Origin of the sequence: Phytopseudomonas seleniipraecipitans, assembly GCF_900102335.1 — a bacterium.
Lineage (GTDB): Bacteria > Pseudomonadota > Gammaproteobacteria > Pseudomonadales > Pseudomonadaceae > Aquipseudomonas > Aquipseudomonas seleniipraecipitans.
The window spans coordinates 79,993-104,245 of sequence record NZ_FNBM01000002.1; the positions used below are offsets into that span (position 1 = coordinate 79,993).

General features: G+C 60.9%; 25 protein-coding genes. 2 read left to right on the forward strand and 23 right to left on the reverse strand.

The window, feature by feature from the left end:
* Positions 1 to 14 precede the first annotated feature (14 nt).
* Positions 15 to 257 (forward strand): hypothetical protein, encoded by a 243-nt coding sequence (locus BLS60_RS21300; RefSeq protein WP_143024583.1) that lies wholly within the window; start codon positions 15 to 17, stop codon positions 255 to 257.
* Here BLS60_RS21300 and BLS60_RS05150 read toward each other — a convergent pair.
* The 7 genes from BLS60_RS05150 to BLS60_RS05180 are packed head-to-tail and all read right to left on the reverse strand — an operon-like array spanning position 211 to position 11,469.
* The gene (locus BLS60_RS05150; protein WP_092365521.1) at positions 211 to 447 is read right to left on the reverse strand and encodes a hypothetical protein; all 237 of its coding nucleotides are present in this window, start codon (positions 445 to 447) and stop codon (positions 211 to 213) included. The genes BLS60_RS21300 and BLS60_RS05150 overlap by 47 nt on opposite strands.
* Positions 447 to 2,219 carry a hypothetical protein gene (locus tag BLS60_RS05155; protein ID WP_244153364.1) on the reverse strand — a complete coding sequence of 591 codons (1,773 nt, stop codon included), beginning with the start codon at positions 2,217 to 2,219 and terminating at the stop codon, positions 447 to 449. The genes BLS60_RS05150 and BLS60_RS05155 overlap by 1 nt, the downstream gene beginning before the upstream one ends.
* Positions 2,219 to 3,058 (reverse strand): hypothetical protein, encoded by an 840-nt coding sequence (locus BLS60_RS05160; protein ID WP_092365524.1) that lies wholly within the window; start codon positions 3,056 to 3,058, stop codon positions 2,219 to 2,221. The genes BLS60_RS05155 and BLS60_RS05160 overlap by 1 nt, the downstream gene beginning before the upstream one ends.
* The gene (locus BLS60_RS21305; RefSeq protein WP_143024584.1) at positions 3,051 to 4,130 is read right to left on the reverse strand and encodes a hypothetical protein; all 1,080 of its coding nucleotides are present in this window, start codon (positions 4,128 to 4,130) and stop codon (positions 3,051 to 3,053) included. The genes BLS60_RS05160 and BLS60_RS21305 overlap by 8 nt, the downstream gene beginning before the upstream one ends.
* On the reverse strand, positions 4,130 to 7,708 hold the full coding sequence (locus BLS60_RS05170; RefSeq protein ID WP_092365530.1) for a hypothetical protein: 3,579 nt from the start codon (positions 7,706 to 7,708) through the stop codon (positions 4,130 to 4,132). Before BLS60_RS05170 ends, BLS60_RS21305 begins: the two co-directional genes overlap by 1 nt.
* Before the next feature lie 45 nt (positions 7,709 to 7,753).
* Positions 7,754 to 8,200 carry a hypothetical protein gene (locus BLS60_RS05175; RefSeq protein ID WP_092365533.1) on the reverse strand — a complete coding sequence of 149 codons (447 nt, stop codon included), beginning with the start codon at positions 8,198 to 8,200 and terminating at the stop codon, positions 7,754 to 7,756.
* Positions 8,200 to 11,469 carry a phage tail length tape measure family protein gene (locus BLS60_RS05180; protein ID WP_167357649.1) on the reverse strand — a complete coding sequence of 1,090 codons (3,270 nt, stop codon included), beginning with the start codon at positions 11,467 to 11,469 and terminating at the stop codon, positions 8,200 to 8,202. Before BLS60_RS05180 ends, BLS60_RS05175 begins: the two co-directional genes overlap by 1 nt.
* 106 nt (positions 11,470 to 11,575) lie before the next feature.
* Here BLS60_RS05180 and BLS60_RS05185 point away from each other — a divergent pair, with 106 nt between their 5' ends.
* Complete coding sequence (locus BLS60_RS05185) at positions 11,576 to 12,349, forward strand: hypothetical protein (RefSeq protein ID WP_092365539.1); 774 nt, start codon at positions 11,576 to 11,578, stop codon at positions 12,347 to 12,349.
* 80 nt (positions 12,350 to 12,429) lie between these two features.
* On the opposite strand, the gene BLS60_RS05190 is transcribed toward BLS60_RS05185, so the two are convergent.
* The 16 genes from BLS60_RS05190 to BLS60_RS05265 all read right to left on the reverse strand — a co-directional run bounded on the left by BLS60_RS05190 (position 12,430) and on the right by BLS60_RS05265 (position 24,145).
* On the reverse strand, positions 12,430 to 13,182 hold the full coding sequence (locus BLS60_RS05190; RefSeq protein WP_092365542.1) for a phage tail tube protein: 753 nt from the start codon (positions 13,180 to 13,182) through the stop codon (positions 12,430 to 12,432).
* A gap of 34 nt (positions 13,183 to 13,216) precedes the next feature.
* Positions 13,217 to 13,399, reverse strand: coding sequence for a hypothetical protein (locus BLS60_RS05195; protein WP_092365545.1), 183 nt, complete (start codon positions 13,397 to 13,399; stop codon positions 13,217 to 13,219).
* A gap of 10 nt (positions 13,400 to 13,409) precedes the next feature.
* Entirely contained in the window at positions 13,410 to 13,853 is a 444-nt protein-coding gene (locus tag BLS60_RS05200; protein ID WP_092365548.1) for a hypothetical protein, read from the reverse strand.
* Between the two features lie 2 nt (positions 13,854 to 13,855).
* Positions 13,856 to 14,194 carry a hypothetical protein gene (locus BLS60_RS05205; RefSeq protein ID WP_244153365.1) on the reverse strand — a complete coding sequence of 113 codons (339 nt, stop codon included), beginning with the start codon at positions 14,192 to 14,194 and terminating at the stop codon, positions 13,856 to 13,858.
* Positions 14,191 to 15,195, reverse strand: a complete 1,005-nt coding sequence (locus BLS60_RS05210; RefSeq protein ID WP_092366526.1) for a major capsid protein — start codon at positions 15,193 to 15,195, stop codon at positions 14,191 to 14,193. The genes BLS60_RS05205 and BLS60_RS05210 overlap by 4 nt, the downstream gene beginning before the upstream one ends.
* Positions 15,196 to 15,272: 77 nt before the next feature.
* Entirely contained in the window at positions 15,273 to 15,641 is a 369-nt protein-coding gene (locus tag BLS60_RS05215) for a head decoration protein (RefSeq protein ID WP_092365551.1), read from the reverse strand.
* On the reverse strand, positions 15,638 to 16,870 hold the full coding sequence (locus BLS60_RS05220; protein WP_092365555.1) for a S49 family peptidase: 1,233 nt from the start codon (positions 16,868 to 16,870) through the stop codon (positions 15,638 to 15,640). Before BLS60_RS05220 ends, BLS60_RS05215 begins: the two co-directional genes overlap by 4 nt.
* A 2-nt stretch (positions 16,871 to 16,872) precedes the next feature.
* Positions 16,873 to 18,459: a phage portal protein gene (locus tag BLS60_RS05225; protein WP_092365558.1), complete on the reverse strand. Its 1,587-nt coding sequence runs from the start codon at positions 18,457 to 18,459 to the stop codon at positions 16,873 to 16,875.
* Between the two features lies 1 nt (position 18,460).
* On the reverse strand, positions 18,461 to 18,685 hold the full coding sequence (locus BLS60_RS05230) for a hypothetical protein (protein WP_092365561.1): 225 nt from the start codon (positions 18,683 to 18,685) through the stop codon (positions 18,461 to 18,463).
* Positions 18,686 to 18,693: 8 nt separating this feature from the next.
* A complete protein-coding gene (locus BLS60_RS05235) occupies positions 18,694 to 20,643 on the reverse strand; it encodes a phage terminase large subunit family protein (RefSeq protein ID WP_338061631.1) in 1,950 nt (649 codons plus the stop codon).
* Positions 20,621 to 21,148 carry a terminase small subunit gene (locus tag BLS60_RS05240; protein WP_092365564.1) on the reverse strand — a complete coding sequence of 176 codons (528 nt, stop codon included), beginning with the start codon at positions 21,146 to 21,148 and terminating at the stop codon, positions 20,621 to 20,623. The genes BLS60_RS05235 and BLS60_RS05240 overlap by 23 nt, the downstream gene beginning before the upstream one ends.
* A gap of 132 nt (positions 21,149 to 21,280) precedes the next feature.
* On the reverse strand, positions 21,281 to 22,072 hold the full coding sequence (locus BLS60_RS05245; protein ID WP_092365567.1) for a hypothetical protein: 792 nt from the start codon (positions 22,070 to 22,072) through the stop codon (positions 21,281 to 21,283).
* A gap of 5 nt (positions 22,073 to 22,077) precedes the next feature.
* Positions 22,078 to 22,563, reverse strand: coding sequence for a hypothetical protein (locus BLS60_RS05250; protein WP_092365570.1), 486 nt, complete (start codon positions 22,561 to 22,563; stop codon positions 22,078 to 22,080).
* A 60-nt stretch (positions 22,564 to 22,623) separates the two neighbouring features.
* On the reverse strand, positions 22,624 to 22,938 hold the full coding sequence (locus tag BLS60_RS05255) for a phage holin family protein (RefSeq protein WP_092365573.1): 315 nt from the start codon (positions 22,936 to 22,938) through the stop codon (positions 22,624 to 22,626).
* The gene (locus BLS60_RS05260; RefSeq protein WP_092365576.1) at positions 22,931 to 23,287 is read right to left on the reverse strand and encodes a putative holin; all 357 of its coding nucleotides are present in this window, start codon (positions 23,285 to 23,287) and stop codon (positions 22,931 to 22,933) included. Before BLS60_RS05260 ends, BLS60_RS05255 begins: the two co-directional genes overlap by 8 nt.
* A 282-nt stretch (positions 23,288 to 23,569) precedes the next feature.
* Complete coding sequence (locus BLS60_RS05265) at positions 23,570 to 24,145, reverse strand: hypothetical protein (protein WP_092365579.1); 576 nt, start codon at positions 24,143 to 24,145, stop codon at positions 23,570 to 23,572.
* Between the last annotated feature and the right edge of the window lie 108 nt (positions 24,146 to 24,253).

Genomic DNA, 24,253 nt, shown 5'->3' on the forward strand with positions numbered 1-24,253 from the left:
GAGCAGGTGATTACATGCCACTGAGAAAACCCAAACTGCAGGCATTCGCTAACCGCTACGTGGCTGAGCTGATTGTCAGCGCACCGCCGAACGAAGTGGATTTTGTTGGCGAAGCGTTCTCAGCGAATGACCGGGTCACGGTCTATCGAGTTCTCGAAAAAGTTCGCGAGCGCCTGCTCGCCGAGGCCGAGCAGCTCGAATCGCTTCCAGTCACACATCAACATCAAGGTGAGGCAGGTTCGGGGCCGGCCCGGTGATCGTGCCGTCGGCGATGTAGGCTTTGCTCCCCACCGGCACATCGACGCCACGTACAGTGACGCGCGTGCCTGTGCGTAGCTCCGCTGTACTGATGCCGGCGATTGCGTTGATGCTGCGCACAGTGGCGACGGTGCGCACACCGCCGGGCAGCAGGCCGATGAAGCGTTTCCAGGGATTTACGGTAGCCATCAGTGGTGCCTCTCAAGCTTGAGATCCTGCCAGACGCGTACCGAGCCGGTGCCCTCGGCAGTGATGTCGGTCGAAAGGCACGCACCGAACCAGGCGCCGGCAGCCTCTGGCACCTTGCAGAGCATGGCAGGCAGCACCAGGCCCACGCCGTGGTCGTCACTCTTATGAAAGAGTGGCAGCCGGACGCCGACGACCTCGATGTCGCCGCCCTTGCTCAGCTCATGCACGCCGCGCGCGCGGTTGGCTTCTTCGCCAGTGATCCAGTCGTCGAACACGTCGGCGGCCGCGTTGTCGCCGGCAGTGCCAGCCCGGCGCACGAGCATCGACACGCCGTGACTGGTACCCGAGACGTAGCAAGCATTCCAGGCTGGCTGTGGCGTCCACTCGCCATCGAGCTGGGTGAGCATCGCGGGTGGGATGATGCGGTCGACCGGTGCATCGGACTGGCCCCACTCCCACGGCGGCACGACGTAACGCGGGCGGATCTCCAGCACGTCGCTGTCACGCGCGGGGCGCACTACGGCTCCCACCGTCTCCGCGATACGCGCGATCACCTGCATCGGTGTCTGGCTTTGGTAGCTCAGCGCGCCGGACGGGAACGTCCAGTCGCGCGGGCCGATGTTCTCGGTGTCCCATTCAATGGTGAATCCCGTATTCAGCAACTCGCTGTCAGCCGCCTGCCGCGCCGTTATCGGGGAGCTGTTCAAGCCAGTTCGCAATGGTGCGTAAGGCGCAGCAAGCAACTGCGTGCGAGTGGCGCCGGTGATGCTGTAGGCCTCGGCCGGAAACTTGAGCTGCCGACTGTAGCGCTCGACCAGCAGCACCCACACCCAACCATTGATATTCAGCTCCACTTCTTTGGCACCCTCGGCATCCGGGCGCACCAGGTCGAGGGCGGCTTTGGTGAAAATGTCGGCGCTGAACTTCCAGCTGAAGCTGTCGGCATCGAGCCCTATGCGCAGGCTCTTCGCCTCGATAGGCGTGCGCGATGGCAGCACCACAAGATTGACTGTGTTGGCGATCATGTAGGTGTCCAGAATTGTGGGATCGGTCGGCGGCACAGGCAGCGGCTTCACCGGCCCTGGGTAGTCGACGTACTCGACGCCGGTCAGCGGGCCATCGAGCACACGGGCCTTGTCCCACGGCACGCGGTACCCCAGGTTCAGCTTGCGGGCGGTCGACCAACGCACCACGACAGCGCCGGTATCCGCCGGTTGAATCCGCGGAGTCTCTGCCACGTAACGGAAGTCGAAGTACACATGCGGCGCCGCTGATGGGAAGTACGGCCTACCGCTGAACGAGAACACCAACGGGCCATTGCCTGGCACATAGAGGCTGTCCTGCAAGGCAGTCTCAGCGTCATACCGCGGCCCGTATTCGTTGACGCGCCGTATCCCCACGCTCAGCCCCAGCTCCTTGCGCGCCGGCTTAGGGTTATAGATCAGCCGCAGACGCAGCCCTATGGGCCGGATCGTGTGATCCCAGCCCAGGTTGAGCGATGCATCCTTTGTTGGCACGTCGACCCAGCCTGATTGCATCGAGGCGCCGTCGCGTTGGCCGGCCTCCAACCATGCCGAGGCGCGCGACAGATCCGCCGCAGGCACCAGCTCCCATGCCGAGGCCAGATGCTTTCCATCCTGCACGCTGGCTAGCTGCCAACGCGAACCCGCACCAAGATCTGCAGGCTGCGTCTTTCCCCAGGGCACGAGTAGGCCCTGGCGGTCGGCCGGAGCCCCACGGCCCCAGCCACCACCCACAGTGATTGAAAGCATCAGATCCTCTCGACAGGTACCGGGCCATGAGCCAGCGGGCGGAAGTACCGCACGGCAACAGCGCGAGCGGTGCCTAGTGGGCGCGACGGATTTTCACCGATGGCAGGCCACCATTCCGGCTCAGCTGCCGGGAGCGCCCCAGGCTCGGTGACCTCATAAATCCAGCCAGTGAAAGCAGCAGGCCGCACGCGATCTCCGATAGCCACAGCCAGGCCGGGCACGAAGGTCACGCCATAGTCATCGAGGGCGATGGCGTAAATCGTTCCCGATGTCGTGACCTTCAGATCAAGACTGGCCAGGCCCTCCTCCGACGTTCGTCCGTAACCGGCTACACGCCACTGCCCATCATCCATGCGCTCGACGATCACAGTCTCGCGCGAAGCCCAGGTGCCCTCTACGGTCGCAATGGTGGCGAGCTTCGCATCGACGGTTGGGATCTGGTTGCCACCGCCGCCCTCGGTGAGGTTGAACAGCAGGTGATTCGCCGTCTCGCTCAAAGTCGGCCAGCGGGACATACCTAGTCGGGGCTCGCTATATTCGTAGGCTTGGGCCAGTACCTCCCGATACATGAGCGTACGGTTCAGATACTGAGGGTTTGGCCCTCCGTTGTAGAAATTGGCCAGGGCCTGGCCTGAATCGGAGCGCTGGAGAGTTACCAGCCACCGATCCGAAATCTCCCCCTCTCGTTTCACTTCCACAGAGACAGGAACAAGAAACAAATCGGGACGGCGTAGAAGCTTGCGGCCCAGAAGCTTTTGTCTGTGAAAATCCGGGGCTAGAGGGCTCGCAAACTTACGAGACCACATAGATTTTCTGCCAAGAATCGCCAGCTTAGGCATTCCAGTATTTCTCCTTCAGGCAGAAGAAAGCAGTGCCATAGGGAGTAGGCACCAGGTAGATCGGGTCACCGTTGAAGTCGAACGGCTCCAAACACTCTGCGAGTGTGCCCCCTTTACCTAGAGCCCTGCTTACTTCCTGAGCAGATCGGTGGCTATAGAACTCATCTCTGAATATCCCAGGTAAGGTCGCAAAGAACCCGAGAACAGGATCGTAAACATCCTGCACTGTTAGAGACATATCCGGGGCATACGCTGGAATACCAAGCTTTGCCCCACCATAACCCGTCTTCAGGCTGCAATATGACTGGACAGTTGGCATTACCGCCGTCTCTACGGCCCCGGTTAAAGGATTTCTCAGTCGAGTACCATACTGCAATAGGTACGTGTCAGATTCGGAACTTGGAGGCCAAGTGTTCTCCCTGTAATTACCGCCCAGGGCCATGTGATTTTGGGGGCCTGACTTGGGTATCAAAGCGTCTGGGAAAGTGAAATTCCCAAAGAAATACATACAGCCGTAATTGGCTGCAGAAGTGAGAGGATTGTCCCCATAACCACCCATCCCCCCAGCGCTGTTTTCATTCCAGTTACTAATGAAAAAGACTTGAGAACCACGGGCAATTAGAAACCAATTACCTGGGGTAATAGCGTAGTAGTGGCTGGGGCACATCCAGTGCCTGGAGTTGCTACTGGAATAGTCAACAGAGTGGGCGTACGACCGTACATTCGTTCCTTGGGGAGGGAACACAGAAGCATCTGTCACGTTTTCCGACAAGAACAGCTGGCACATGTTTGCGTACGGATATTGGTTCTGGTTTGGCCCACGCCCAAAACTATAAAACACTCCGTCTGGGGATTTAATAGTGAAGTGCTGGGGAAGTTCAGACCTAACCAAAGTCCAACCTTGCCCTGGCTTTGCTGTAGCCCCCGTCCCATAGCCAGTTACTAGGCAGGGAATCAAAAGGTTGAAGAACCCCACAACACCGTTGTTATCGATGACAGCAGAGCCCTTTATGCCCAAGCCCAGCGCAGGAGCTCCGGGTTGTAAATGCGTGTACAGCACTGCATCGGCCATTAGTCAGCATCCCCACGAATCTGCAATTTGAACTGGTCGTCGTTGACAGTGCCCTGCCCGCTGATGACCGTACGGATCACCCACATCGGCCCCAGCGCCGAGTCAGTGTTGAAGCGCACGGCGTTACCGGCCGCCCAACCGCTGCCCCACCCTTCCCGACGAATCGTGAAGTACGGCTGGCCGGTCAAAGCGTTGATTGGCGAAAGATCACTGCCTGTGCTGCCACTGGCGATCACACCCAGCTGCTGCTCAACCACGTTGAACGACGTGTTGCTGGTGAACACCAGCGCCCACTTGCCGGCGATTGCACCGGCATTCGTGATGATTGGCGGATAGCTCAGCTGGTTGTAGTTCGCGGTGGTGGTGTTCCCTGTAGGGGCGTCTGCCCAATTCGGGTCGCCCTGGCTCCACGTCTGCTGGGTAAACCACGTATGCACACGCGACTGCAGGTCACCCCAGGCCACAGCGCTCGACACCATCGCTTCGCCGGCAGGCAGATCCCAAGGAATCGGCGAGCTCAGGCCGACCTGGCCGGTGATCTGCACCTCGACGCACAGCGCCATGTGCTCGACGCGATCACGAATGATCAGCGGCGTGCTCAGCGGCGTGCCGTCCTCGGTTTGCATCACCAGAGGGTTCGCCCAGGTAACGGCGCCGGCCTCACGGTCGTCGTTGAACGACGCCGCACGCAGCACGTGGCCGTCGCTATCCACGACCTCGATGTCGGCCTGCTGCTGCCTGGCGAGGGTCACAGTCCCGCCCGCGACTGGCGATGCCACTACCGTTTCAGCGGTGTGGTGGATCACCAGCACGTCGCCTTCGCGGTAGATCGGCACTCGCCCATCAGCGGGCAGGCGCACTGGATCGAGGCCAAGCAAGCCGGCATCGAGCGGCAGGCGCGTCTGTACCACCGCGTTGTAGCGGGTCAGCAGCGGGATCACCGGCACGTCGCTTTCGCCCGACTCATCGTCCGGGTTCGTCGTGAACGCCAGTCGGGCGATGCCAGTGCTGGCGTCGACGGTGCCGTGGATGATGCCGCTGGAGAACACGCCGTTTAGGTTGGAAACGGCAGTAACCACCTCGGCGGTGTCCGTGCGCACCGCGGTTACCTGCATGCTGCCAGCGCGCAGCGGCGCACCTGGTGTGCGGAACGTAGCGCCGGTAACGCTGAAGCCGGTCGAGGCGGTCAGGCATGCCAGCAGCGTCACAGCGCCAAGGACGTTACCCGTGTAGCTGTTGATCGTCGCAGTACGGCCGACGTAATCGACCGCCCCGACAGCCACGCCGCCATTGGTTGCGCTGGCGATGTCGCGATAGAGGATACCGCTGCGGTCGGTGTACAGCGAACCGTTCCAGCTGAACAGCAGCGAGCCCGGCACGATTGCACTGCCTACGCCAGGCAGCAGGTTGACGGTGATCGGCGGCTGCGCTTGGGTGTGCGTGGTTTCATCCGAGCTAGCCCCGGCTGCCTGCGACTTCGCAGAGAGCGTACCGGCGAACTGTTCGCGCTGCTGCACGGGCGTGGTGACCAGCACGGGCTCCGTACGCGGGCCAGTGACGCTTGAGGTAGCGCGGTTGCTGTACGTGTACTCGATGTAGTCATAGAGGCGAGCCACCTGCAGGGTGCACTGGCCGGTCTGGTAGTTGATCGACCCAACGCGACCGGCCTGCCAGCCACCGCCGCCGTTGTCGCTGGCGGTGTTGCTCACCTCGGCCGTACCGTCGTAGATCGGCAGCACGTTGCCGCTCTCGAGCACCTTCCAGTTGATCGCCGGCGCGGACTGGCGGCGGGTGGTCAGCCAATCGATCCGTACACTGCCCGGCTTGAGGGGTGCGCCGGGGATGGTAAACGTGGCAATGCCGGTGCCGTCGCTGGTAACGCTCAGCGGCGCGTCATCCACCGAGCCGCGGCGGAACGTGTACGCGATGCCGGATGCAGGCGGTGCGCTCAGCTTCATCACCAGGTCACCGGTCGCATAGACGATGGTGCCAGTACCGCCATTGCCGCTCAGCGTGCCGAGGCCATCATCGGTCAACGTCATGGCCGTGCCGGCGGTGAACGATGCGGTGAAGCTGCCCGGCTGAATGCCGCCGCCCGGCAGGGTGTAGCGCACTTCGATGTCAGGCACGACGGCGGTGCCGGCGTGGCCGGTGATGGCGTTATCGGCGGAACTGACGTAGCTGTACACCAGCGAGCTGCCCACGTCCGGCAGCGCGTTGAGCGTCAGATTGACGGTGCCTGTGGCCATGCTAATGGTGCCCGCGCCTTCGCCGGTCAGCAGGCCGTCGCCGTAATCTCGCAGTTCGTACCACTTGCCCAGCGCCAAGAAGGCAACGGACAGCGTGCCTGCACGCGGAACGGCGCCGGCCAGGTTCAGGGTGTACACATAGCCGCGGTTGCCCAGGGTGATAGCGACTTCGCCCGTGATGGTGTCACCAGTGGCTGCAGCGCCAGGCCGATAGGTCGCGTTGGCGCTGCCCGTCCAGCTGGTACCTGTACGGATGAGCGTCACTTCGCCGGTCTGGTAATCGACCCGGCCGGACGTGATCCAGTTGCTGCCGCTCACGTAACGCATCGCGCCTTTGCTGTCGTCTGCGAACACGCCGTCACCAGCCGTCAGCGTCAGCGTGCCCGGCGCGCAACCGGTACCGAGGAAGGTACGCGACTCACCCGCTACCGCGCCGGCGGCGACGGTCAGGTTCACCGTGCGAGCCGGCCCGGCCGGGATGTAGATCTGCCGTTGATAACCGCCCAGCAGGTCGACCAGCGCCGACTCCTTGGTGGTGCTCGGCACAAGCTGGGCGTAGACGCTGTTCACCCGCACGGTGAGCGCGCCCAGAGCGACCGCATCGGCCAGTGGACTAATGCCGTGATAGCGCGCGGCATCCGCAACCTGCGTGCTCAGCACACGGGCTTTAGCGGCGCCATCCAGCGCGGTCGGCGTAGTGCCGGCCGGCGTCACCTGGCCACCTGGGAATGCGGTCAGCAGCGGAGCCGACAGTTGCAGATCCAGACGACGCCGTGTGAAGTTCACGAAGTTGGCATTGCCGTAGTCGTAGGTGAACTGCTCCAGGCGCGACTCGACACCCACCACACGCACATACTGCGTCGCGGTGGCCGTAGCGAGCTGGAACACATCGCCGCTTTCCGGGACGCGTTGCTCCTCGCGTTGAACGCAGGCGATTGCTCGCTGCCCACCCAACTGCGTGCCCAGCAGATCGAACTGAGCCGTCGACGCGGCGGCCACGTAGCTCTCTATCAGATCCTGGGCATCGGTGCGCACGTCGGTCTGGCTGCCGGTGTTGAACAACAGCACGCTGACCCGCGGATCTGCCGGCCCTTGGGTCACGATGCCGTGTGCGCCAAGGTAGGCGTCGGCGTTCTCGGTCATCACGCCAGCACTGACCTTACGCAGGTTGATGCGGCCGATGGTGCGGTCGAGTCGGCTGATGTCCGGGAACAGGTTGTTGACCTGGCCGTCGATAATGGCCTTGCCGGTGGCACGGCCACCGCCATCGGATGCATCGCTCAGGCGCTGGGACTCCAGCAGTTTTACGTCAGTGCGGTTGATCGTCATGCCAATCTCCGGGCATTAAAAAACCCGCCGGGGCGGGTTCGTAGGTCAGGGTTCTGGATCTGGCTCGGGAGCAGGATCCGGTGGCGGCGCGACGGTGATCAGCTTCAGCGTCAGTTCGTACAGCCAATCGGGGCCTGGATCCACCAGCCGGTGAAGGGGCTTGGCCTGCAAGGGCGAACCATCCGCCCGGCTCCAAGTGACGTAGTGCTGGGCGCCAGTGGGTAAGGTGAGCAGCATCACGATCAGCGATTGATCACGCAGCGCCTCAAGCTCGCGCACGGTGGCCAAGGTGAACCAGGCGCCGCCATTGCTCGCCAGCGTGATTGGCCGGCCGTAGCGCTTCATGCCTTCCTGCACGATCAGCGCACCGGTCAGGGAGCGCTCCTGATCCTGCGCTACCGGGTCCCAATCCCACTCGTCCGTCCATTCGATCTGCTCGCCGCCCAGGTCAGGGTCAGCGGCCAGGTCGATGGTGTCCAGGGTAAATTCCATTAACGTGCCCTCAACGCGGCGTCCTCGAGGAGGCTCAACAGATTGGTTTCATCGGCGGCGCTGCCCACCGCCACATCAACAGCTTTGCCACCCAACTCAAGCCGGATAACGCGCGATGGCTGCTGCGGCGCCTGAGCAGCGTTCGCGCTCGCAATCGGCGCAGCGGCCTTGGCGATCTCTTCTTGCCGCTTCTTCTGTTCATCAGCTTGACGGGCCTGGGCTGACTCAGCCTCGATCTGCCGAAGCATGCCGAGGGCTTTGCTGGCATTGGCCACGGCATGGGTGTCGCCACCCGCGTTGGCTTCGGCCAGTTGCGCTTCCAGCTCCCGGCGCCGTGATGCAAACCGGCGCCGCTCGATGTCCTCGGTGCGGCCCTGCAGGCCATCGAGCTCATCTTGGAGACTGTCGAGCGTCGAGCGGGTCGACTGACCCATCTGTTCCATGCTGTCCTGAGCGGACTTAATGGCACTGTCCAGGCTGCTAAGATCCGCATCGTCCAGCATGCCAAGCGCGCGACGCAGCCCTCGCGCTCGGCTCTCAAACTGACGGGTGGTGATGTTGCCCTTGTCGTAGCTTTCCATCAGGCGCTGCAACTGGGCCTGTTGCCCGAGAAACGCCTGCTGCGTCTTCAGACTGGACTCCTGCATATCCAACTGCCAGCGCCCGAGCGGGCCGGTGAACGGGTTACCCATCTGGCTGCGCACGTCGCCCAACGCTTTACTGACACGCCCCAACGAATCGACCGTGGCATCCAGGCTGCTGGTGTCGATGTTCATATCAGCGGTCTTGATGCCACGCAGCCGGTCGAACGCCTCAAGGGCCGCGGCGCTAAGGGACGCAAGCGGCCCGCGCGCGGCATTCATCACGCCGTCATAGAAGCCGGCCATGGCGCCCATGTCTTTCTTGGCGTCGCTGGATTCCTTGCGACGCTGCTGCATGGCCGCGTCACCGGCCTGGCGTTCGGCTTCCATGCGTTTGCCCGACTCGCGCCGTAGCTGCTCGCTGGTGACGATGGCGTCCTTGTCGGATTCGTTCTTGGCGTCCTGGGCTTTCTTGCCGCCCTCCACTGCCTTCTTCAGCTCGGCCTGGCGGTCAGCTGCTTTCTTGAGCTCCGTGTTGTACTCGGACGCGCTGATCACCCCGTCGTTGTACAGTTTGTTGAGCGCGGTGTTGATGTTGCGGATATCAACGGCGGTCTTAGCGCCGCTGATTGCGGCCTGGATATCCGACAGCGTCTTCAGGCTGGCAGCGGCGCCTTTCACATCTGCGCTGGTGGCCTTTGCCGCGCCGCCCATCTCACGTAGCCGCTCGTTCAGCACGAGCAGCCCGCCGCTGTATTCTTCCTGGCTGAGTCGGCCAGCCTGATAAGCGTTGAACATCTCCCGGCCCAGTTGCTGGAGCTGAGCAACGCTGTTCACCGAACTGATCTGGCTGAGCGCGTTGTTGATGTCCGTTACACGTTGGACGATATGCTCGAACTGATCGTCGGCCGCCTTCTTGATGGTGTCGGTTTGCTCGGTAGCCTGCTGCTCGACACTCTCTGTGAGAAAGCTCCAGGCATCCGCAACCTGGCCATAATCCGTTTGCGCCTGTGCAGCGTAGGCGGTGCTTAGCTCACCCAAGAAGGTATAGAGCCCGTCAGCCTTGGCCTTGATGTCTTCGCCACCGAACACGCTCGCGATCTGCCCAGTTGCCAACGCCAACCGCCCCAGCGTCTGCTGCACCGCGTAGGTCAGCGCCGCGGCAGATGCGTTGACCGTGCCCGCGAAGGTGTTCCATACCGTGGTAAGTGCGGCGGTCGCGTACTGGCCAGCGCTTACGGTCTGATCAATAGCCGGGCCAATCTTGCTGGCCATGCCGGCTGCTTTCTCAGCCAGCCCCTCGAAGTCGACCGTTGCCAGCTTCTCGACGTACTTGGATACAGCCTCGGCACCGTTCGTAAACGTGTCGGACAAATGCTGAGCCAAACGATCAAGGCGGCCGTCGTTGGCCATAGCGTCCAGCCCATCAGCGAGCTGTCGTAGCTTGCTCTGGATGTAATCGAACGCACCGCTCTGCCCCACCCGACCAGCGAAGTCGCTGAACGAGTTAGTGATTGTTTTCCAGAGTCCTGCCGCCGTGTTCAACTTGGCTGCAGCTGCGGCGCCGCCGTAAGCCTCGGTCATCATATCCATGATGACTGCCTGCGCTTCGGCGGTTTTGCCGGTCGCAACAAGCTGACGGAGCAGACGTTTCTGATCGTCCTCCAGCTTGAAGCCCTGCCGACCGAGTGCAGCCATCGCATCGACTGGCGACTGCAGAGCCCGGCCAACTATTTCGGCAGACGATTCAGCGCTGATGCCCAGGCGCTGCTGCTGATCAATGACGATCTGCATGGCCTTGGGGAATTGCTCACCAACGATGTCGGTGTAACTTAGCAAGCGAGTTTGCGCAGCTTGGATCTGCTCATTGGTGAGCAGCGAACTGTCGCGGAAGCCCTGCGCCATTTCCAGCAGTTGTTCAGCGGTAAATCCTGCAGCGTTGCCCGTCGAATTCAGCGCGGCCTCAAGCTGTGCCAGAGCAGAGCCGCTATCCAGACCATCCGTTATGACAGCCCGGATGCCGTCGCGCACCAGGTTCAAGCCGCCGCGAAGGAGATTGATGATTCCGTTCAGCGACAGGTACGCCGCACCGAAGGCGGCCACCTGGCGCACACCGCCGGCCATTGCCTCACGCACAGCTCCGACGCGGCTTGCGTGCTCCGCAGCCGTGCGGCTTGCTTTAGCCTGCTCACGCTCCATGGCGCGAAGTTCCTGGCCATTGGCAGCCAGCGCCTTCTTGGCGGTGTCCACTTCCTTGGCCAGTCGTTTCTCTTCCTCGGCCAGGCGGTTGGTATCCACGCCCGCTGCCTTGGCTGCCTTCTCGTGTTCGCCCAGGTCACCCGAGAGGCTCGAAACCTGGCGGCGTAACCGGCCGGCTTCGCGCTCTGCAGCCTTGAGTGACTGCTGCAGCCCTTTCGCATCAGGACTGTCGTTCAGCGCCTCACGCAGCTCTTTGATGCTGCCTTCGGTCTGGCCCAGCACACGCTGGGACTGCTCAAGGGCACGCTGAGTAGCGAGCATGTCCCGCACCAGGCCGCGCTCGCCCTTTGCGGTATCCAGTTGCTCATTCAGCGAGGCAGCCTCAGTTCGGAGGTCTTCCAGCGCTTTGGCCGACTTCTTCGCCTCCGGCGATAGCTCGTCCTTGCCGCGCAGGATGAACTGAATCAGGCGATCTTTGATGCCGGCCATGCTTTTCTCCAGGCGAAAAAAACCCGCCGAGGCGGGGAATAAATTTCTTGAACTAAGCGAAGGCATTTCGCTAGAGTCGAGCCCTTTTTAATAAGGCTCAGGGACTATGCCCGACTACATTATTAATCCCCCATGGTGGGTGCTTCTATTTCTCTCAGTGATTCTCGCCAAAAGATGGGATGCAGTAGAGCGACGTATCGGAACCACGGCAAATTTTCTAATGACTCATACCAGCGGTAAACTGCTTAAAGTCTTGCGCGGTCACAAGCTGAGAAAAGCCCTAAATAAACGAACTGAACGTCGCAACCCTATTCAAGTAACGCTACTGATTACCAAGGGTCAAACTTATTTATTACTGTTCGTTTTATTTGGAATGACCACTGCAGGCTTTTTAACTGCGGCGAGCATCACGACAAACCCACAACAGTCACAGTTCCTATTCCTTAGCATACTCGCAGCCATACCTTTTATATTCTTTGAGATCCGATGGCTCATCACATCAAGCAAGGCAGCGAGATACGCTAACTTTCTAAGCTCATTGCGAGATGCAGCTATGCGCAGAAAGCTGTTACAGCCCTCGGCAAAAATCACAACTCGCCGTGAGATTGAGGCGCATATTCTTCAGGCAGCGCTTGCGCGTGTAGGATACAAAGACATGAGTGTTGCCGCTAAGACCCACCTAAACACTTACGACTACTATGAAGATCATAATTTCGAGTATAACGACAATAACTTTAACTGTGGAAAGATCATTATCCATTCCTACAAAGCAACTGACACCTTCCACTTCAAAGTTATCAACTCCGACTCACCTTCTGCCATATGCCTAACCATGGATCTTGGTATATCGGGGATTCGCAAGCTAGACCGACTGATCTAACCCATAAAACTCCGCCGACTCGTCGGACAGACCCAATGGAATACAGGGTCTGTCCGACACCATTACTGCCTACATTGAAGCTAGGCCGCCTTGCTCACGATATCCATCTGGCAGAACTTGCTGATGTCGTTGCTCAGCACCAGCGGATCAGCCAGAAGCTCTGCCGGGCCTTCCAGCTTCAGGTACTCCTGGCCGAACACCGGCAGCGAAGCCAGCATGCCGAACTTCACACGGCGCAGGTGCAGGCTATAGGGCTCGCCGCTTTGCGCATCGTTGAGGCCGGCGATGACAATCTCCAGCTCGACCGGGCTGCCGTTGAGCAGTTGCAGGGCGCTGGAGGCGCGCTTGGTGTAGGTGAGCAGTACGCCGGTGGCGTCGATATCCGAGATTGCCGTGCGCAACAGGCCGTGGGGCGTGAGCAGGTAGTCGTTACCGGCAACCAGAGGCTCACCCGCCGCCGTTTTCACGGTGACCTCAGCGGTGAGGTCAGGCAGGTACTTGAACGGGATCAGCTCGCCCTGCACACCACCGGAGGTTGCGGGTTCGTCGGTGACGATGCCTGCAGCAATGGCCTGGACGGTTGAGCGAGTGATGCGCGCCAGGTTGGTTTCGGGCATGTCGTACAGGCCGATGGTGGCCGTCACGTCAGTCACGCGTTCGCGCACGTTGCGGTTACCGCCGCCGCCACGAAAGTTCGGGAGGGTCTGGCGGTTGTTGGTGAATGCGATGTTGAAGGCGTCGCAGTTGCCCATATCCAGCAGCGAATCCTGAGACTGGTAGGCGCGGGCATAAGGAATGCCCTCGCCAATGAAAGAGCGGTCAACTTGAGACATCGAGATTTCCTCTGTCGAGTGGGGTCAGTGCAGCTCAGGCCTTGGGCGCTGGGGCTTCTGCTTCGGGCTTCTTATCGGCCTTCGGCTTGGGGGTGTAACCACGCTCGAGGGCGTGGTCAGCAACGGCCTGCGGCACGTCCTGCTCGCCCTTCTTGAAGTGCTTGGTTACGCCACCGGACTGAAAGTTGAAGGCCTGGGTAATGTTGATCTTGGGCATTGCGAGTTCCTCACTTGAGGGGCTGCACGTAAGTCACCTGCAAAGGCATCACGTGGCAGGCCCAGCGCCGACCCTCTGTGGGTGGCATGGGTGTTTCGGGAAGAAAAGCGACCACCTGCACGCCTTGAGTGGCAAGGCCACCTTTGGGGCCAGGCAGCGCCGCCTTGATGCCCAGGCGGGCGGCCCTCAGCTGCGGCGCAAAGCCGCGTCGCCGAGTGATGGCCGTGATATTGAAAGTGACCCGTTCGCGCACGCTGCCACCGCCGGCGGCGCGCTCCAGTTCCTCGACGCCGCCGGGTTGGATGACAATGAAGTCATCCGGCAGACCTTCTGTATCCTCTGCATCGATCACACGAAGCACACTGTCCTCGCTGACCAGGCCACCGAACGACTCGACGACAGCCAGGCGCGCGATGACCTCCGCGATGATTTCGGATTGCATGTCGATAGGCATGGTTATGGCACCACGTAGAAAGAGACCCAGTGGCCGTCATCGGTGGCGATGCCGTCGATGTGCCATGTTTTGCCATCGGCGGCACCCCACACGCTGGAGTCGAGCCGGAATGCACCTTTACGGTCGTACTGACCGAGCGCAACGCGGCGAACGGTGATGATCACCGAGCGCCCGACCATGCCGCTGACGACGTCGACGCGCTCCGCGTCTTTGTCCAACATGATCGCCAGCCCCTGCCGCTGCAGGTCGCCCTTGGCGGACAGGAAGTCCGCCAGGCCGTCGCTGAGGTCGTCCTCGATGGCGGCGTCCATCTCGGCGATCAACTGCTGGAACTCGATCATTTCTTGGTGAGCTTGATGATCGCTCGAGGCATGGTGACCAGGCTGAGCGGGTTGCTCTGCGCTTCGAGGTCTACGCCTTTGTTGTGGCGCATGAGCTCCTGGCTGGCGTAGTACGGCAGGCCTTCGGTATTAACCGTGTCCATGTAATTGGCTGGTGCGAAGCGCGTGATGAACAGGCCGTCGATACCGATCGGGATCAGATAGGCCACATCCGGGTCGATGAAAGTGATGTTGCCCACCTTGCCGTAGAACTCTTCCCACATCACGCCGCCGAAGCCGAAGTTCTTACCAGCGCCTTGGCGAAGAAAATCACCTTCGTTCCAGCGCTCATAAGCTTTCATGACGGTGTCGTGATTGGTCATCGCATCGAACCAATTACGGCCTGCCAACCCGAGCCAGCCGGTAATAATCCCGGTACCGCCCACCACGTCTTCGGACTTGCGTTTGGCGTCGTTGATCATCTGCAGCAGTTTGGCTTCGGCTACAGAAAAGCCGAACTCATGGGTCTGCTCCTGAATGCCGAAACGGCTGTGCAGGTCGAGCAGCACGCGCGAACCGTTGGCGTCGTAGACCTTGCCAGTCACCGCGCCGAAACGCTGGTAGCGGATGGTGGCGTCCAGGCGCTTGCGCATTTTTTCAAGACGCTTGTCGACGCGCGCTTGAACGGTTTCCAACTCGGTCTCGCTGCCAAAAGCACGAATACCCTGAACCTCGTCCGCCATGATGGTGCCGGTGGTTGGCAGGTGGATCGTGCTGAAGGGAATCAGATCACGCTTAGCGCCAGAGGTCGGATCGCCCGGCGCGCCACGGTCAGCGGCGGGTACAAGGCTCAGCGTATCGTGCTCACGCTCGATGAAAACGGAGGTGGTAGTAATACCCTCCTCTTCGAAAAGAGCATCGAGACGGGTCGGCTGGGCTTGGCCTTCCTGGGGTTGGTTGATGGCGGCCGTAAGGCCAGTAACGCTGAAAGCGTCATCGTGAAAAATATCAAGCGATGGCATGGATTCGTTCTCCAGAAACGAAAAAACCGCCATAGGCGGTTCGGTAGACAGGGTGTGTTCGCAGTCGCGGTTTGGGGTTAGGCGGGTCGGATGATGATCCCTTGAGCAACCAGCACCGCTTCTGCGGCGTCATCCAAGCCAATCAGCAGGCTGCGATCCACCTCGGCATCGCGGGCAATAACCGCGGCCAGTTGCACTTCTTCGCTTGGTGGCTTGTTGTTATAAAGAATCGCCAGCGTCGGCACCTCAACCTCCGCGTCCGGATTTTGAGGGTCAACTTCGGCTGCCTCGTAAGGCGCGTAACCAGCACCGGACAGCGCGACGATAGTACCGGCGGCAATGGCAACAGCCGTGGCCAGCAGGCTGACCTGGGCGCGCGAGCGCTGGCCGGAAGCCTCGCTCAACAAGAAGTCGGCGCTACGAGCGCCTTGAGTGACGATGGTCATTGTTTAGCTCCTTTGCGAGCAGCGTAAATGTCAGCGGTGGAGATCTTCGGCGCAGTGCCGATGATACTCGGCGGGGTGCTGGCCTTTGCCTTGGTTGCGTCGCCCTTGATGGCCTGCAGGGTGATGCCGCGATCCTGGGCAGCCCTGTACAAAGACAGGCCAGCAGCTTCGACCGTAAGGCCGCTATCGATGGCGGCAGAAACCTCCGCTTCGAAGCCCTTCTGAGCCAGCGCCTGGATACCATTGATACGATCGCGCTCGGTCTTGGCACCCTCGCCGCGCGCTTCAGCTTTGATCGCATCTACGTCAGGCTGGCTGGCCTGGGTAATTTCGATGGCCTGCGGATCGGTGCCAGCAGCCAGGGCCGCCTGCAGCTCCGCAGTGGTGCTCACTTTCATAGTTCTGTTCCTAGGGTTGGATGCGGCCGGCTTGGCCAGTTCGGAAATCAGCCCTTCGAGGGAGCCGATTCGATGTGCAAGGCCAGCCTCAACGGCTGCGGCCCCTACTCGCAGCCCACCATGGTCGCCCATGCCGGGTACGTGTTCTGCGGCCACACCGAGGTTGCGGGCGACCTTACTAACGAAAACATCTTCAAGCGCGTCGATGGTCTCAGCGACCTTCGCGCGACCTTCCTCAGTGCTGATGTCGGGCCGCTTGTTTGGCGCGTTGCGACTGACAATCTGATAGCGCTTACGACCGCTGGCCGACTCGCCATCCACAACCGCCTCGACCACAACACCAACGCTTCCCGCGATGCCAGTTTCATCAATGACGATTTCGTTCGCAGCCGATGCGATCCAATACGCCCCCGAAGCACCACTGCCACCAATATAAGCGACGATCCGTTTTTGGCTGCGGCCGGCGTGAATCATATCGGCCAGTTCGTTGATGCCACTGGCCACACCGCCGGGGCTGTCGATGTTCAACACAATGGCTTTCACCGCTGGGTTGTCGAGCGCCTCGCGGATGTCGGTGGCCAGCACCTGTGTGCTTGTGGCTCCGCTTATCTCCGTGAAGAGATTGGCGTAGCGGAAAATCGGCCCGACGACGGGAACAACGGCAACACCGTCGCGCAACGTGACGCTACGGCTATTCTCCAGTCGACGCCCCAGCTGGGTTTCAAGTGCCATGGGATCGCCCATGCGCTCAGCGATCGCCAGCAGATTGTCCAGGCTGTCAGGAAGCATCAGCCACGGCTGAGCGGCGGCCAGCTCGAATGCGCGTGGCATGGCTATTCCTCTTCTATGGGTTGGGCGGGCTGTGGCTGCTTCGAGTTAGGCAGCTCCATTTGGTCTGAACGGCGTTGCTCGATCTCACGCTTTCGCTGCCGGTAGATCTGCTGCCAGGTCTCGCCGGTCATGGCAGCGGCCTCGATCGTCTCGTTGCTAAGCCCGGCATCGATCCGCGCCTGAGCAGCCTTGGCTTCTTTGAGCTCGTCGATCGCACCACGCGCAGGGCCGATCCACACTGCTCTGGTGTAAGCGCGCCGCCGAGCTGGGTCTGAATAGCCAGGAAGGCGAAGGCGGCCACGAGCCACGGCCTCATCAACCAGCAGCTCGTACGACGGCTGGCAGAAATCGCAAACGAGCCACCAGCGGCGCAGGTTGTACATACGCCAAGCCTGGAGCATTGCGGCTCGGGCGGCGCTGTAACTGCTGCTGTAGTAGAGCAACAACTCCTCTACAGGCAGCTCAAGCGCGGCCCCGATCTCCTTAGCTACTGCCATGAAGAACGGATCGAACTGAGCATTGGGCCTGGCAGGGTTCGCGGTAATGGGCTCTTCACCTGGTGCCAAATCCACCACCGCGCCTTCGCCCAGTTCAACAGGCGGGAGGTCGGGCGCTGCACCCTCAGGTTGTTCATTGCCGAGCGCCGACATCGGCAGATTGCTCTGGTTGAAGTCGCTGCCCTTTTTCAAGAACACGGTGAACATTGCCGAGATCACCGCTGCCATTAGCTCCGCGCTGCTGTAGCGCTCCAGCTTTTGCAACGGTTCCAGCACCGGTGCCAGGTAAGGCGCGCCGCGCTTCTGCCCCGGCCGTTCCTTATCGCACCACACCTGCAAGATACGGCGCCGGCCAGTCCCAGAGCCAAACACCTCCAACCGTTCCCACGTCAGTGCTTTACTTAGGCGCTTCTCGCCCGGGTAGCCGCTGCATACCCAGATTGCCAGGGGCGCTCCGGTGCCCGAATCAAACTCCACGCCTTCGGTAAGGGTATCGGTGTCGGGCTGGCCGTTCGGGTTGCAGATGCGGTCGGTCTCCAGCAGCTGTAGCCGCGTGCTGTAAAGGGTGCCTTCACGCTCAATGTCTGGCGTGGCGACAAATACGTCACCGCCAGTGAGCGCAGACATCAGCGCGATCGCCTGCTGCTGGTAATGGGTGCTGCTGGCCTCGGCATCACACTCACGAGGATCCTCGGCGTATAGCGTCCACTCACGTTCGAGCAGCTCATTGAGCCGTTCCCCCTCCGTCTCGCTGATACCGAGAGCGTCGTAGTCAACCTGAGGGCGGCAGATAAGGCCGGTACCCACCACGCTGGTACGGACGCGAACGATCGCGGCGCGGCCAAGTAGATGGTTGCGCATGGCATCGCGTGATCGGGCGACCAACGTACTGCGCTCGGCCTTGTTGAGGTCGCGAGACGGACTGCCCAAGTGGGGTATCCAACTGGTCATGCTGCGCAGCACACGCGAAGCACCACGCCACCGTGTTTCACTACCGCCACCACCACCTTGCATACGAGGCTGGCTCTGAACCAGCTCGAGGGCAGCACTAACTGCCCTCTCCTCCGGTGTCTTTCGGTTGAACCAGGCCATATCAGATACTCAGGTAATTGATGCGGTTGCGACCACGGCCCGCTAGCCGAGCTTCTTCGGCCGCCACTTCACGCGCGTACTGCTGCTCGAGCATCCGCAGAGAAGCCAGCTCAGCGCGGTTCACCTGCCGATCGCCGTAGCGCACAGACTGCGCTCCGCGGACAATCCGGCTGATCGCCGCGCGCACTTCATCGAGCCTTATGCGGGCTTCTGTTTTAGGTTTCATGGGTTTCCTCAGCGGACGCGGCTGCGCGTTCCGCGCGTTTGTTGGGCTCTGCGCGGTACGTTGGCCACCGGCTCTTCACTACTGAACAACGCGGGCTGCATGAGCTGCTGCTCAAGCTGGTCCCACTCACTGTCACGGAGCAGATGTGTCTTCAAGCTGCGCGCGGCGTGCAAGGCATAAACTTCGCAGTCGAGCGCTTCATTGCGGCGGCCTGCTTTTTTCTGCCAGACCATCTTGCTGGGCTGGCGTGGGTGCGGTGCCAGCACTTCATTGGTCAGCTGTTCGTAATAATCAGCTCGCATCTCGCTGTACCAATGCATACGGCCTGGCCCGCTCCCGGTAAGGCGCAGGCGATTGTCGATCAGCGTCTTGGCTTTGTGAGTACCTACGATGTTGACCCGCAGGCCGTACTTGGCAGCCTTCGTGTTGTCTTGGGTGGTGTCGACTGACGTCGGCGGTTTGGAGTAAATCTCCCGTTCGCGGCTGTCGATCGAGGCGCCTTTGATGGCCAGGATGTTGTAGCGCTGGCGATCTCGAACATAGGTGTACACCGCATCGCTGGTGTTACCGTCCGAGCTATCCACGCTCGCTCCTGATACCGCCAAACGAACGTTGCCAGCACCAAGTATCGGTGTGGCCAACAGCTGGTCCAGCTCGCGCCACACGCCGTCGGATGGGTCTTTGGGGTTGCCTTGAAGCTCGTTCCAGTAGAGCCGCCAGGACTCTTCACCTCGCCCCCAGCCAACAATCACAACTGCAAGGCGATCTCCCTGAATGTCCACGCCCGCGGTGATCAGCAGAACGCCAGGCGGCGCCGTCATTTCCGCATAGGGCTCCGCTCGTTTTTCAAGCTCATCCGTCTTCGGGGCATCACTTTTGTACTCGTAGCTCTCCCCCATCGAGCTGTTGGTGAAGGCGATCATCGGGCCAATGTTGCCGCGCTCGGCCGCGTACTCAGCCTGCAGCTTCTTCTCCATCAACACGGCGAAGCGAGAGCCATAGAAGGTGGCGTACAGCTCATTCAGGTTGAAACCCGCGATCCCTCGAAACTCAGCAGTTGCGACCCAGCGGCCATGCTTCAGGTTGCCGTTCTTCTGGTTGTCGTCCCAGGAGGATCCACAGTGTGGGCACGCGTAATAGGTGTGCTCAGGCCGCTTCTTGCCGTACACCTCGTGGGAATAGGTAAGGTCATCCGGGCAATGGAGGTTGTCGAAACTGAGCGCATGTTCCTTGCCGCAATCATGGCAAGGCACCATTCCGAGTCGCTTGTCAGACAGCTCCATCTCGGCATCGATAGCCGAGAGCCCTTTGATGGTAGGCGTGCCACCGATGATGATCGTCGAGCGCCTGAAGGTTTTCAGGCGCTCTTTTGCCAACTTGATGCTGTCGCCCTGGCCCCGAAGGTTGAGATTACAGTCGTCCGGCTCCTCAACTGCGACCCGCGGTACCGGCGTCGACTTAACGCTGGCCGGGCTGTTCGAGCCGACCATCTTGAGGAAGCCACCAGGGAATTTCTTGAAGTCCTGCCGCTGCTGCAGACGTCGGCTGCGTAGATCCACCTTCTTGCGTAGCCGTGGGGTGGCCTCGATCATCGGCTCCAGCTTCTCGCCGACATACTGCTTAACCGACTCTGCCTTCGGGAAAAGAACCAAAATCGGCGACGGGTCTATATCGATCCATTTGGCAATGGCGTTTCCCATCACGCCTGACGTCCAAGCCACCTGAGCAGACTTACGGCCGACTACTTCAGTAACGTTGGGATCGTCGATCGCATCCAGCGGGTTACCGGGCCAAGTGAGGTGCGGCGTAACATCGAATCGATACTTACCGGGCCGGGCAGCCTCCTCCGGCGCGAGCCACCGATACTTGTCTGCCCATTCGATGATCGACATCCGCGGTGGCGGTGCCCACTTGCTGCAGGCTTTACGGATCGCTTTACGGGCCGTCTTCTTCAGCATCCTCCGGATCGTCCGATCCGAAAGGATCCCCGTCTGACGGGTCGTCGTCATCAGGGTCATAGTTCGCCAGCTCTCTCAAGATTGCTTCGATAGGGTCGCGGATCAGTTGATCGTCCACCTCCACCCCGTATCGAGCTGAGAGCTCGCTTGCCAGATTTTCAGGGAGGGTGTTCAGCAGCTCGATCTTGGCCGCCTGGATCATTGCTTCGAACCGGCCAACCAAGTCAGCTACAACGGCGACCTCGCCGATATCCTTGGCCATTGCCAGCTCTTCACGGTCGGCGCGAACGCGATCAAGCCGATCGCGCGAGGATTCTTTCTTGCCGTTCAGTGCCGCCTGCTGCATGAGCCATTCGATCACCGCCTGGCTGTCGTACAGGTTTTCGTGGCCTCGCCCTTGGCCGAACTCCAGCACGGGCATGCCTGCTGTCTGCCAGCGGCTGAGCGTTCGTTCATCACGTCCCACCAGCTCGCCTAACTCAGCCTTTGAAACTTGCAGGCCCATACCTAACTCCTTGAAAAGACGGACATCCCTGCACAAATTCCAGCTAGAGAGAAAACGCGGCTCGAATTACCCGTGTAGGCCGGGGCCCCCTGGGAGTACCTTAATGGTCTGGGCGGGCTTAGCGCCCTAGGTCTAGCTGCCCCGCCTGCCACCAGGGCGACGGCTGAAGCTGGTCGGCAGGCGCCCGCTCAGGGCATCGGCGATGGCCTTGTCGATGTTCGCTTCAAGCTGTGCATCGTTCTCGGCAACGCGTCGAACCACACCATGGAAGTCCAGGCGCTCGCTGTACTGCGGTTGACGTACGAAGGCGATGACCACTGCCACCGCCTTGCCCCGCCGCTCTGCAATACCGATGGGCGTCTTGCCGCGCTTGAGTACGAAGAACGCCGTGGCGTGGCCTTTGCGAAGTGAGCGTCGACTCGCCGTAGCGCTGTGGTCAGAGCCAGATCGGTTCAGCGCCTTCAGCCCGGACAGGATCTGCATCATGTGCCCGCGCTGCATGTTGCCGTACTGGTCGAGCCGCGCCCCTGCACCTGGTACGGCGAATAGCCCCGCGGGTAGAATTCCAGCCTGACGTAGCCAAGCTTCAGACGCGCGACGCTGCCGACCACCACCGAACACCTGCGGCGCCACCCAGTCTTCAGGGGCGAACTGCTTGCCGGTAGCCGCGCCGTCCTTGTCATCCTTGATCCACAGCGCCGCTTCCAACTGATTGGGCCTAGCGTTCAGTACGCGGATCGAGTTGAGAGTGAACGGCGTGGGCCGGTCGAACACATCACTCATTTCAGCCCGAACGATCTGCCGGGCTTGGTTCGCCGTGTGGTTCAACGCCTCAGCCAATGCACTGTTAGCTAGACCGGGCCCCAGTTGCTGCAAGGATGCCAACGCATCGTCGAGGTCGGCAGCGTGAAATGCCCCGCGCATTGACGTTACTCCATCCGGCTCCGGTGATCAGTGCCTGGCACAGATCGAGCTATTGCATAGAAGATCGATTGGGCAAGCCGCCCTTTCCAATCTTCCTCGTCGAAACCGTGCAGATCGAAGCTGTGCTCTCCGTTGTCACCGTGGCTGATTACACCATCTCGGGACACTTTGAACGCCCACACTTCGCGCATAGACGTCTCGTCTTTCGAGTCAGTAAGTTCTTTCAAGATCACATAACGACCCACAGTTCCTGTAGCGTCAATATGAAGATCTAAACGCCCTTTCCCTTTACCAAAGGGCGTTTCCAGCAAAAACACGTCATTGTCGGAGATATCCAGCTTCACACCCCAATGCCTCGTGGGGTGGGGTTTAGCGAAAGTGTCTTGAAGCACCTTGACCACAGACCGAGCCGCAACTCTGACGTATTCGGCTGACTCAACCGCATTCCTACATAGATTCATTTCTGCATCCGTGAAAGCTGAGTAACTCATAGCAACCTCCTGTCTAGAGTGAGAGATCAGTATGCCACTACGGTTAGCTCTATCTCTCCGCTACTTTTGTCTACGCTCAACACCAGACCAAACTGGCTGATCCGGACGCAACACACCCGCCAAGTTCCCGCGAGAGCGCAAAAGCGCCCAGGCAAATGCAATCAGCTGGATGACCACCGGCCAGGCCTGCCCAGGTACCCACAGGTCGCCAATCAGGATGTAGATCACCGCGGCGCCCGCACTGACCATCACCGCGTAAGCCGCGCAGGACATGCCGCGCCGGAAGCGCAACGAGCCGCGGCGGAAGGTGAACAACCGAACGAATATCGCGAAGCACACTACCAAGGTAGCTCCCGTAAGCAGCAGACTAACCATTGAACCCTCCAGACGAGACAGGAGCCTCGCGCTTCTTGATCCAGGCCATGGTCACACCCACCACCATCGCGGATGCGGCAAAGGCGGCAGGGCCTGGGAAAGCAAAAGGGCGCATGCCCCACACTTCCAACTCGCCCAGTGCAGGGCTAAACAGGTAGCCCATCACCAGGCTGACGAAGAACAACGCAACCCGAGCAGCGCCTTTCAGGTCAGGTCGTGCGATCACGAACACCAGCGCGCCACACAGGGCACCGGTCGCAGCGTTACCGTCTGCGCCGGCCAGGATGCCACCAAGGCAGGCCATGGCGCCCAGCCCACAGAGTGCCAGCCCGCTTAGCGGCTCGCTCATGTCACAACCTCCCAGGCGGCCAAGGGCCAGAAACGAAGAAGCCCCACCAGATGGCAGGGCTTCGGAATAGTTGCCCCCTTTCAGGGGCGGTGACGGCGCGGGGGCTAACCGTCGAGGGGCGCAGCACAGCGCTCTGTGTTTATCGCGGGCACCGCAATAAAGCCTGGGTACCTTTTACCCCTCGACATGCAACGCTCGCAACGGCCATTTTCGGGCGGTTCGGTTCGCGCCGGGTTGAACTCTGTTCGCGCACGGTTCGCGCCATCGTGACCGGACGAACGGTCATTCTGCCACCACCCCGAACCCAGCGCGCAACGCTTGACGGTGGGACACGCCGGAGGCCTTCAGCCGCTGCAAACGCCTGGCTTCATCCTTGCCCGCCACCTTCACCGCTCGAGCACGCGCCCGAGCCGCTGCGGCAGCGGCCGTGCCCTGTCCTTCCCGCTCGCGCTCACTCACAACACCCGGCAGCACTTCGGCCAACGCCGCGTGCAACTCACCGACACGCGTCCGGTATGTCCGCACACTTATGCCCAGTACTCGGCATTGCGCTACCACCGGCTGCGGCCGCAAAGACGTGTACCGCACCAATGCCAGGTACTGCATCGCCCTGCCCCTGGAACCGAGACCACCGTCCGCCTCATCTGCGGCCAACAAGGCCAACCCCGTAGCGACAGCAGCAGAAGCCCGGCTCACCGCCACCTCACACTCAACGCTCGACAAGCACCGCGACCCACCAACAGCCCGCCCGCCCTCCTCATCCATCGTGCCCAGTGGTGAACGGATGCTCACGTCCAGGGCCGGGCTGATCACCTCGTTGCCCCACGCCACCAGCAGCGCCTCAATCACCTTATTCATCGCCCCAACCCCCGCTCAAAACCCAACCCAACACAAAAAGCCCCAACCCAACACACACCCAACACACTTAAAACCCTTACAGAACAATGCTTTAAAGAAAGCTGTGTA

Excerpts from the sequence above, each read along its gene's own strand:
- BLS60_RS21300 (WP_143024583.1), top strand. The coding sequence starts at position 15 with ATGCCACTGAGAAAACCCAAACTGCAGGCATTCGCTAACCGCTACGTG.
- BLS60_RS05150 (WP_092365521.1), bottom strand. The coding sequence starts at position 447 with ATGGCTACCGTAAATCCCTGGAAACGCTTCATCGGCCTGCTGCCCGGC.
- BLS60_RS05155 (WP_244153364.1), bottom strand. The coding sequence starts at position 2,219 with ATGCTTTCAATCACTGTGGGTGGTGGCTGGGGCCGTGGGGCTCCGGCC.
- BLS60_RS05160 (WP_092365524.1), bottom strand. The coding sequence starts at position 3,058 with ATGCCTAAGCTGGCGATTCTTGGCAGAAAATCTATGTGGTCTCGTAAG.
- BLS60_RS21305 (WP_143024584.1), bottom strand. The coding sequence starts at position 4,130 with ATGGCCGATGCAGTGCTGTACACGCATTTACAACCCGGAGCTCCTGCG.
- BLS60_RS05170 (WP_092365530.1), bottom strand. The coding sequence starts at position 7,708 with ATGACGATCAACCGCACTGACGTAAAACTGCTGGAGTCCCAGCGCCTG.
- BLS60_RS05175 (WP_092365533.1), bottom strand. The coding sequence starts at position 8,200 with ATGGAATTTACCCTGGACACCATCGACCTGGCCGCTGACCCTGACCTG.
- BLS60_RS05180 (WP_167357649.1), bottom strand. The coding sequence starts at position 11,469 with ATGGCCGGCATCAAAGATCGCCTGATTCAGTTCATCCTGCGCGGCAAG.
- BLS60_RS05185 (WP_092365539.1), top strand. The coding sequence starts at position 11,576 with ATGCCCGACTACATTATTAATCCCCCATGGTGGGTGCTTCTATTTCTC.
- BLS60_RS05190 (WP_092365542.1), bottom strand. The coding sequence starts at position 13,182 with ATGTCTCAAGTTGACCGCTCTTTCATTGGCGAGGGCATTCCTTATGCC.
- BLS60_RS05195 (WP_092365545.1), bottom strand. The coding sequence starts at position 13,399 with ATGCCCAAGATCAACATTACCCAGGCCTTCAACTTTCAGTCCGGTGGC.
- BLS60_RS05200 (WP_092365548.1), bottom strand. The coding sequence starts at position 13,853 with ATGCCTATCGACATGCAATCCGAAATCATCGCGGAGGTCATCGCGCGC.
- BLS60_RS05205 (WP_244153365.1), bottom strand. The coding sequence starts at position 14,194 with ATGATCGAGTTCCAGCAGTTGATCGCCGAGATGGACGCCGCCATCGAG.
- BLS60_RS05210 (WP_092366526.1), bottom strand. The coding sequence starts at position 15,195 with ATGCCATCGCTTGATATTTTTCACGATGACGCTTTCAGCGTTACTGGC.
- BLS60_RS05215 (WP_092365551.1), bottom strand. The coding sequence starts at position 15,641 with ATGACCATCGTCACTCAAGGCGCTCGTAGCGCCGACTTCTTGTTGAGC.
- BLS60_RS05220 (WP_092365555.1), bottom strand. The coding sequence starts at position 16,870 with ATGCCACGCGCATTCGAGCTGGCCGCCGCTCAGCCGTGGCTGATGCTT.
- BLS60_RS05225 (WP_092365558.1), bottom strand. The coding sequence starts at position 18,459 with ATGGCCTGGTTCAACCGAAAGACACCGGAGGAGAGGGCAGTTAGTGCT.
- BLS60_RS05230 (WP_092365561.1), bottom strand. The coding sequence starts at position 18,685 with ATGAAACCTAAAACAGAAGCCCGCATAAGGCTCGATGAAGTGCGCGCG.
- BLS60_RS05235 (WP_338061631.1), bottom strand. The coding sequence starts at position 20,643 with ATGCTGAAGAAGACGGCCCGTAAAGCGATCCGTAAAGCCTGCAGCAAG.
- BLS60_RS05240 (WP_092365564.1), bottom strand. The coding sequence starts at position 21,148 with ATGGGCCTGCAAGTTTCAAAGGCTGAGTTAGGCGAGCTGGTGGGACGT.
- BLS60_RS05245 (WP_092365567.1), bottom strand. The coding sequence starts at position 22,072 with ATGCGCGGGGCATTTCACGCTGCCGACCTCGACGATGCGTTGGCATCC.
- BLS60_RS05250 (WP_092365570.1), bottom strand. The coding sequence starts at position 22,563 with ATGAGTTACTCAGCTTTCACGGATGCAGAAATGAATCTATGTAGGAAT.
- BLS60_RS05255 (WP_092365573.1), bottom strand. The coding sequence starts at position 22,938 with ATGGTTAGTCTGCTGCTTACGGGAGCTACCTTGGTAGTGTGCTTCGCG.
- BLS60_RS05260 (WP_092365576.1), bottom strand. The coding sequence starts at position 23,287 with ATGAGCGAGCCGCTAAGCGGGCTGGCACTCTGTGGGCTGGGCGCCATG.
- BLS60_RS05265 (WP_092365579.1), bottom strand. The coding sequence starts at position 24,145 with ATGAATAAGGTGATTGAGGCGCTGCTGGTGGCGTGGGGCAACGAGGTG.